8 protein-coding genes are annotated in these 8,288 nt (G+C 68.4%); 4 read left to right on the top strand and 4 right to left on the bottom strand.

Features of this window, described 5'->3' with window-relative positions; all coding sequences use genetic code 11:
- Nucleotides 1-129 precede the first annotated feature (129 nt).
- The 4 genes from EVU97_RS13010 to EVU97_RS12995 all read right to left on the bottom strand — a co-directional run bounded on the left by EVU97_RS13010 (nucleotide 130) and on the right by EVU97_RS12995 (nucleotide 3,411).
- Nucleotides 130-444, bottom strand: a complete 315-nt coding sequence (locus EVU97_RS13010; protein WP_231579510.1) for a VOC family protein — start codon at nucleotides 442-444, stop codon at nucleotides 130-132.
- Nucleotides 445-836: 392 nt separating this feature from the next.
- Nucleotides 837-1,046: a hypothetical protein gene (locus tag EVU97_RS13005; RefSeq protein ID WP_129666402.1), complete on the bottom strand. Its 210-nt coding sequence runs from the start codon at nucleotides 1,044-1,046 to the stop codon at nucleotides 837-839.
- A gap of 289 nt (nucleotides 1,047-1,335) precedes the next feature.
- On the bottom strand, nucleotides 1,336-2,577 hold the full coding sequence (locus EVU97_RS13000; RefSeq protein WP_129666400.1) for an ATP-binding protein: 1,242 nt from the start codon (nucleotides 2,575-2,577) through the stop codon (nucleotides 1,336-1,338).
- A 111-nt stretch (nucleotides 2,578-2,688) separates the two neighbouring features.
- Nucleotides 2,689-3,411, bottom strand: coding sequence for a FadR/GntR family transcriptional regulator (locus tag EVU97_RS12995; protein WP_129666398.1), 723 nt, complete (start codon nucleotides 3,409-3,411; stop codon nucleotides 2,689-2,691).
- A gap of 221 nt (nucleotides 3,412-3,632) precedes the next feature.
- On the opposite strand from EVU97_RS12995, the gene EVU97_RS12990 reads away from it, so the two are divergent.
- The 4 genes from EVU97_RS12990 to EVU97_RS12975 are packed head-to-tail and all read left to right on the top strand — an operon-like array spanning nucleotide 3,633 to nucleotide 8,267.
- Nucleotides 3,633-5,309, top strand: a complete 1,677-nt coding sequence (locus EVU97_RS12990; protein WP_129666396.1) for an L-lactate permease — start codon at nucleotides 3,633-3,635, stop codon at nucleotides 5,307-5,309.
- 20 nt (nucleotides 5,310-5,329) lie between these two features.
- Nucleotides 5,330-6,133, top strand: coding sequence for a (Fe-S)-binding protein (locus tag EVU97_RS12985; RefSeq protein WP_118913845.1), 804 nt, complete (start codon nucleotides 5,330-5,332; stop codon nucleotides 6,131-6,133).
- Nucleotides 6,130-7,632, top strand: a complete 1,503-nt coding sequence (locus EVU97_RS12980) for a LutB/LldF family L-lactate oxidation iron-sulfur protein (protein ID WP_129666394.1) — start codon at nucleotides 6,130-6,132, stop codon at nucleotides 7,630-7,632. The genes EVU97_RS12985 and EVU97_RS12980 overlap by 4 nt, the downstream gene beginning before the upstream one ends.
- Nucleotides 7,629-8,267 (top strand): LUD domain-containing protein, encoded by a 639-nt coding sequence (locus tag EVU97_RS12975; protein ID WP_047310780.1) that lies wholly within the window; start codon nucleotides 7,629-7,631, stop codon nucleotides 8,265-8,267. The genes EVU97_RS12980 and EVU97_RS12975 overlap by 4 nt, the downstream gene beginning before the upstream one ends.
- Nucleotides 8,268-8,288 lie beyond the last annotated feature (21 nt).

Genomic DNA, 8,288 nt, shown 5'->3' with positions numbered 1-8,288 from the left:
AGAATGCAGAACGATGCTCGGTGAAGTCATGAGCCCATCATGGGCCCACGTCTGCAGCTCTGTGGGCTCATTCGGGCGGGGCTGCGGCCTCGGCCTTGATCTGCTCGAACTCGCGACCCATCGCCTCGCTCAGGGCGTGTGCATCCCGACGTTGACGACGTTTCCGCTCTCGTCGCGGTAGAAGAACCGGGTGACGCCCCATGGCTCGTCGGTGAGCGGATGAACGATGTCGAACCCGGCCTCCTGCGCGCGCCGATACGCCTCGTGCACATCGTCGACGAAGACGGAGACGCCCGGATTCATCGCGGCCGATGCGTCCTGCGTCATGACACTGAGTTGGTGGCCGTCGGCGTCGCCGAGGGTGACGATCCACCCGTGATCCATGAGCACGTCGAGGCCGAGAACGGCGCGGTGGTGGGCCACCCCGGCGTCGAGGTCGGTCACGACCAGATTGGGAACAACACGTTCGACTCTCACCCGCGTCAGCCAACACCCTCACCCGACGGTGAGCAAGGCTTCAACCGGAACCGGTCGGCCCTCGTTCGGTGGTTCGGCCGGGCCCTTGAGCCCGCGGTGGGCGATGCAGCGCGCCAGGCAGCTTCCGCGTCAGGCCGTCGCGTCGCGGTACGAACTCGGCTCTGCCCCAACGTCTGGCGAAACTCGCGTGTCAGATGGGCCTGATCGAGGAGACCGAGTCGATGATCGCGGGGTCGGTGACGACGCGGCGAACTCGTGTCGGCAACTGCGTGGGAAACAGCGTTCCGGTGGAGGACTGCGTCTCGACCCAGTCGTCGCTGCGGTACGTGACGCGCCCGCCTGCGCGGCTGCGGTATCCGTCAGTCGAGGTATCGACGCTCCGGATCGGTGCCCTTCATGCCGATGGGGAAGAGCGTGCTGAACACGCCGCCCGCGTAGTCGTTGCGGATGCTTCCCATGTAGGCCTTGGCCTCACTCGCATCTGCGAAGACGCCCAGGATGTTGTCGTGGGCCGACTCGGAATGCCAGACAACATGCACCTCGGTGATCGGTGCTGACTGTTCGGCCATCGTGCAACCTCCGTGCGTGGAAAAGCCAGGAACTTGAACATAGCCCGATTTCTCCCTGGCTCGGGTTGCCGTGGAGGTGTCGCCCACTGTCCTTTATGCGATACACCCGCGGTCACCCGAGATAATCCGTTGCCAAGGCAACGTCAACTAGCGGTGAGGTTCACCCGCGAAGACAGATGCTCTCAGGCTCTCAGGGGCGCGGCACGCCGAGGCCGATCGCAGCACACGTCATGTCTCATGACGCGGCCATCCCGATGAAGGACGATCAGCGAAAAGCCAGGCTGCGCCCTTACTCCCCGCCGACGCTGCGCAGGTAGCGCCCGAAGTGGGGCACGGTGAAGGCGATGCGGCCACGCTCGCCCGAGTACACGAGGCCCTTCTTCATGAGCGAGTCGCGCGCCGGGGAGAGCGACTGCGGCTTGCGCCCGAGCACCTCGGCCACCTTCGACGTCGGCACCGACTCGATGTCGTCGAGCCCGGGCGTCTCCCCCGTCTCGTCGGCTGCAGCGGCCTCCGCGATCGCCGTCGCCGCGTCGGCCATGGCGCGCAGGTACTCACGCTCGCCCGGCGTCGCACGCTCGTAGCGCGAGCCGAAGAACCCGACGGCCAGCTCCGCCTCGGCCTCCGGCATAGCCACCTTGACGTCGTCCACCGTGATCGGCGACGCGGGCGCCAGGTCCCACACCCCCGCGCCGTATGCCTGGATGAAGTACGGGTAGCCGCCCGTCGCGGCGTACATGGCCTCGAGTGCGTCGTCGGTGAACTCGGCGTCCTCTTCCTGCGCCGGGCCCTGCAGCGCGCGGAACGCCGCATCCTTCGGCAACCGGTCGATGCGCGCGTACCGGAACAAACGTTCGCTGTACGACTTCGACGCCGACAACACCGCCGGCAGGTGCGGCAGCCCCGCCCCCACGACGATGACCGGCAGCGAGCTCTGGCTCATCTCGTGGCACGCCGCGCACAGCGCCGACACGTCCTCGGGGTCGAGATCCTGCATCTCGTCGATGAAGATGGCGACGCCCTTGCCCACGTCGGCCGCGAGGCCGCCGACATCCGTCAACAACTCGACGAGGTCGATCTCGATGTCGCCCGAATCGGCCCGGCCGGTGACGGCGGGCGCGTCGATGCCCGGGTTCCACCGGTCGCGCAGCTTCGCCTTCGGGTCGACGTCACGCTGGGCGAAGCTCTTGATGACGCCGAGTACGTGGTCGACGTCGTCGTCCTGCGGGTGGCCGAGTTCGCGCACGGCGGTGTGCAGCGCACTCGCGAGCGGCCGCCGCAGCCGCTGGTCGGGGCGCGCCTCGAACTTGCCGGTGCCCCAGTGCGCCCGCACCGCACCCGATCGCAGCGTGTTGAGCAGTACCGTCTTGCCCACGCCGCGCAGCCCGATGAGCACGATCGAGCGCTCCGGGCGGCCCTTCGCGATGCGCGCGACGACGACGTCGAACGTGCTGATCTGCTCCTCACGCCCCGCCAGCTCGGGCGGACGCTGACCGGCGCCGGGCGCGTACGGGTTACGAATCGGATCCATGCTCACCACCGTATTGCGCGCTCTAGGCGAAGATTGAGATTTGCGCGGCGTGGCGGCAACCACTCGTCTGCTCGGCTCCGATCCTCCGGCTGTCGACCATTGCCGAAGCGACTACTCAGGCGCGGTCTTCATCGCCGGCAGCGCGCTGTAGGCGGCACGGATGTGCGTCTCGATGCGCTGCGCGGCGTCCTCGCCGTCACCTGCTTCGAGTGCGGCGAAGATGCCCTCGTGCTGCTCGCAGAGCATGCCGCGGAAATCGGCGTACTCCCCACTGCTCAAACCTTGTTCGGCGACGAGGATCGGGGCGCGCAGCGACTCGCGCACGGCGATCGTCAGGTCCGTGACGAGGGTGTTGTCGGCCGCCCGCGCGATGGCGACGTGGAAGTCGGTGTCCAGTCGGTTGAATGTTTCGATGTCGACGCCCTCCCCGCGCATTTTTGCGAGCAACGTCCTCATCGTCTCCAGCGCCTCTGGCGTCACGGACGCCGCGGCCAGCGTCGCGCTCGAACGCTCCAACGCCACACGCAACTCGACGACCTCGCGCAGCCGCCCTCCCGCGAGCGCCACGTGCAGGCGCAACAACCGCGTCAGGGCGCGCGTTCGCGCCCGGATGATGCGCGTTCCGCCGGCAGCCCCGGCTCCCACGGACGACTCGACGACGCCCTGCGCCTCGAGCGCCCGGATGGCCTCACGGACCGCACCTCGCGAGACACCGAACTCCGTGGCGAGCTCACGCTCGGCGGCGAGGGTGTCGCCGATGTCGAGCGACCCGTCGAGGATGCGCTCCTCGATGTGCGCCCGAACGATGTCGAACGCCTTCGGCTTGTTCGGCATGGGCCACCCTTCTCGATGTTCGCCACATCCTAGGGCGACTCACCGAGCACCTCCGTCGTCGAGGCACTCCGCGACCGCGAGCACAGGCCGCCCATCGACTCACTCGAAATGGTCAAACCATTGACGTAGATCACATTCGCCTCTACATTCGTCAAAAGGTCTGACTAATAAGTGCAGGCCCCTCTCGCCTGCGTGGCGCCTCCTGAAACGGCTGAACTCCCATGAGCTACACCCCTGACCTCGCGCCCCTCGGGTCGCTGTGGGGCTCCGCGCTCGTCGCGACGTTGCCCCTGCTCACCGTCTTCCTCACGCTCGGCGTGCTGCGCTGGAAGGCCTACCAGGCGGGCCTCGCCGGCCTGGCCGTCGCGCTCGTCGTCGCCATCGCCGCGTACGGGATGCCCGCGAAGCTCGCCTTCCTCTCCGCGAGCCAGGGCGCCGTCTACGGCCTCTTCCCCATCGTGTGGATCGTCTTCGCGGCGATCATGCTCTACCAGGTCACCGTCATCAGCGGCCGGTTCAAGGATCTGGCGGCCGTCTTCGCCATCCTCAGCGATGACCCGCGCATCCAAGCCATGCTCATCGCCTTCTGCTTCGGCGGCCTGCTCGAGGCCCTCGCCGGGTTCGGCGCTCCGGTCGCCATCACCGGCGTCATGCTCGTGGCCGCAGGCTTCTCCGCGCTGCGCGCCGCGACGGTCGTCCTCGTCGCCAACACGGCGCCCGTCGCGTTCGGCGCCATCGCCATCCCGATCATCACCGCGGGTGACCTGACGAAGATCCCTTACCAGGAGATCGGCGCCTACGTCGGGCACCAGACGCCGGTCATCGCCGTCTTCGTGCCGCTGTTCCTCCTCATCCTCGCCGACGGCCGCCGCGGCGTCAGGGACGCGTGGCCCATCGCTCTCGTCACGGGCATCGCGTTCGCGGTTGCCCAGTGGATCTGCGCGTCGTACGTCTCGGTCGAACTCACCGACATCGCCGCCTCGCTCGTGGGCCTCGCCGCCGCCGTCGCGTTCCTTCGCGTGTGGAAGCCCAAGGGCACCGCGGAGGCCACGGCTCGCCTCACCGCCGAGCGCGAGGAGGAGCGCGCGAAGCTCCCCGCCGACGCGCAGACCGTCGAGGCTCCCAACGCGGAGCCGGTCGGGCGCATGACCGCCGGCCGACTCTTCATGGCGCTCTTCCCCTACCTGCTCGTCATCGCGGTCTTCTCCGCGGCGAAGCTCGTGAAGCCGCTCAGCGACTTCCTCGCGAGCACCGACCTCAAGATCCACTGGCCCGGCCTCGACGGCCACATCCTCACCGCGGCAGGCAAGGTCTCCGGCACCACCATCTACAAGTTCCAGTGGCTCTCGAGCCCGGGCACACTGCTCATCCTGACGATGATCGTCGTCGCGATCGTCTACCGCGTCGGACCGGGCAAGGTGGTCAAGGAGATGGGCAAGACGCTGCACCAACTGCGCTTCTCGGCCCTGACGATCGCCGCCGTGCTCGCCCTGGCCTACGTCATGAACCAGTCGGGCCAGACCATCACCATCGGCTCATGGGCCGCCGGCACCGGCGCGGCGTTCGCCTTCCTCTCGCCGATTCTCGGATGGCTCGGCACCGCCGTCACCGGCTCCGACACGAGCGCCAACGCCCTCTTCGCCACACTGCAGCAGACCGCTGCCCAGAAGGCGGGCATCGACCCGACGCTCCTCGTCGCAGCGAACACGACCGGTGGCGTCGTCGGCAAGCTCGTCTCCCCGCAGAACCTCACGATCGCGGCCACTGCGGTGGGCCTCGTCGGCCATGAGTCGGCCATCCTCCGTAAGGTGATCTGGTGGAGCCTCGGCATGCTCGCGGCGCTGTGTCTCATCGTCGGCCTACAATCGACCCCGGTGCTTTCCTGGATGCTCCCGTGACCTCCCACCAAGGAGACGTGATGACCACGAACGACCTACCCGGCGCGGGCAAACGCGTCGCCCTCTTCGCCACCTGCGTCAACGACGTGATGTTCCCCGAGACGCCGAAGGCCGTCGTCCGGCTGCTCGAACGGCTCGGATGCGAGGTGGACTTCCCTCCGGCGCAGACGTGCTGTGGGCAGATGTTCACCAACACCGGCTACTTCGACGAGGCGCTGCCGAGCATCCGCACGTACCTCGACGCCTTCGAGCCCTACGACTACATCGTCGCCCCGTCGGGTTCGTGCGTGGGAAGCATCCGCGACCAGCACCCGATGCTCGCCGAACGCTCGGGTGACGACGAGTTGGCGGCGCGCGTCGCACGGACGTCCGCGAAGACCTACGACCTCACGGAACTCATCGTCGACGTCCTCGGTGTCACCGACGTGGGCGCCTACTTCCCCCACCGCGTCACCTACCACCCCACGTGCCACTCGCTGCGCATCACGAAGGTGGGGGATCGCCCGTACGAGTTGCTGCGCAACGTGAAGGGCATCGAACTCGTCACGCTGCCCGACGCCGACCGCTGCTGCGGGTTCGGTGGAACGTTCAGCGTGAAGAACCCGGATGTGTCGACGGCGATGACGGCCGACAAGGCCCGCCACGTCGCCGACACCGATGCCGAGTACGTCGTCATGGGCGACAACTCGTGCCTCATGAACGTGCAGGGAATGCTGTCCCGCCAGCGATCGCAGGTGCGAGGAATCCACCTCGCCGAACTGCTCGCGCACAGCGAGGAAGACTTCGCCGCCGCCGAACCCGACGTGGAAGGAGCCCTGTCATGACCCGTCTGACGCCCGCGCCGCCCGCCGGCGAACTCATCGACTCACCCCCGTTCCCCAAGGCCGCGCCGGTGCAGCTCGCAAATCCGGTGCAGCGCAAGAACCTCCATCACGCCATGACGACGATCCGCACCAAGCGCGCGAACGTCGTCGCGGAGAAGGCCGACTGGGAGGCGATGCGCGTCGCCGGGGCGCAGATCAAGGACCGCACCCTGCGTCACCTCGACACCTACCTCCTACAACTCGAGGAGTCGTTGCAGCGCAACGGTGTCCACGTCCACTGGGCGACGGACGCGGACGACGCGAACCGCATCGTCCGCGAGATCGTCGACGAGCGCCTCGCCCGCGAGGACGCCGTCGCCGCGCCCCGTGAGGTCGTCAAGGTCAAGTCGATGGCCACGCAGGAGATCGAACTCAACGAGGCCCTCGAGGACGCAGGCATCGCGGCGTGGGAGACGGACCTCGCCGAGCTCATCGTGCAACTGGGTCACGATCGCCCGACGCACTTCCTCGTGCCGGCCATCCACCGCAACCGCGCCGAGGTGCGCGAGATCTTCCTCGAGGAGATGGGCCGCTACGGCAAGCCCGCTCCCGACGATCTCGACACCGAACCGGCTCACCTCGCCGGCGCCGCGCGCGAGCACCTGCGCGAGAAGTTCCTGCGCGCCAAGGTCGCCGTCAGCGGCGCGAACTTCGCCGTCGCGGAGACGGGCACGCTCGCCGTCGTCGAGTCGGAGGGCAACGGGCGCATGTGCCTGACGCTCGCCGACACCCTCGTCTCGATCGTCGGCATCGAGAAGATCCTGCCGACGTTCGCCGACCTCGAGGTGTTTCTCCAGCTCCTGCCGCGCAGTTCGACGGCGGAGCGGATGAACCCGTACACGTCGCTGTGGAGCGGCCCCGCCGAGGGCGACGGCCCGCAGGAGATGCACGTCGTCCTCCTCGACAACGGGCGCACCGACGTCCTCGCCGACGAGGTCGGGCGCGACGCGCTGCGCTGCATCCGCTGCTCGGCGTGCCTCAACGTCTGCCCCGTGTACGAGAAGGTCGGCGGCAACGCGTACGGCTCGGTCTACCCCGGCCCCATCGGTGCTGTCCTGACGCCGGCGCTGCGTGGCACCTCGTCCCCGATCGACCGGTCGCTACCGTTCGCCTCGAGCCTGTGCGGCGCGTGCAACGACGTGTGCCCCGTCAAGATCCCGCTCGCGGAACTGCTCGTGCACCAGCGCAACCGCGTCGTCGAGGCGAAGAAGAAGGACACGATGCCGCACGCCGAGGCCGCCATGATGGCGAGTGCGTCGTGGATGATGGCCGACCACCGTCGATGGTCGATGGCGACGAAGTCGTCCGGGCTCGCGGGGCGGCTGCTCGGGCGGCGTATGGAGTCGTTCGGGCCCCTGCCTCCGCCGCTGTCGCGGTGGACGAACGCGCGTGACGTGAAGATGATGCCGACCGAGTCGTTCCGCGACTGGTGGGCCCGCGAACGAGGGGGCAAGCGATGAGCAGCCGTGACGTCGTGTTGGCTCGGGTGCGCGAGGCGCTCTCCGACGTCTCGGGCGCGGCCGACGAGGCTCCGGTCGAGTGGACCTACGGAGCCCCGACGGCGATGGACGAGCCGGTGCTCGACCGTTTCGTCGAGCGCGTCGAGGACTACCGCGCCGTCGTCGAGCGCTGCGGGGCCGACGAGGTTCCGGCGCGCGTTGCTGCGGCGCTCGCCCACTACGGCGCGACGTCGCTCGTCCGCCCGCCCGGGCTCGACGACGCGTGGCTGACGCAACTCGACGGCGTCGAGGTGATCGAGGATTCTGCTCTCACACCGCTGCAACTCAACGAGATCGACGCTGTGGTCACCGCGTGCGCGGTGGGCGTCGCGGAGACGGGCACCATCGTGCTCGACCACGCCGACGACCAGGGCCGGCGTGCGCTGTCCCTGGTGCCGGACATCCACGTCTGCGTCGTTGCCGCGGATCAGGTGGTCTCCGACGTGCCCGAGGCGATCACGCGCCTGGGAGACGCAGCGACGTCACGTCGCCCGATGACGTTCATCTCCGGCCCGAGCGCGACGAGCGACATCGAGCTCTCCCGTGTCGAAGGCGTGCACGGCCCGAGGACACTGCACGTCATCGTCACGGAGTAGCTGATTCTGTAGACGTTGCGC

The sequence above is a fragment of the Dermacoccus sp. 147Ba genome, from assembly GCF_004151355.1.
In the GTDB taxonomy this organism is placed as follows: Bacteria; Actinomycetota; Actinomycetes; order Actinomycetales; family Dermatophilaceae; genus Dermacoccus; species Dermacoccus abyssi.
The sequence above is the reverse complement of the archived record's forward strand: the minus strand, read 5'-3'. Positions and strand labels throughout refer to the sequence as shown.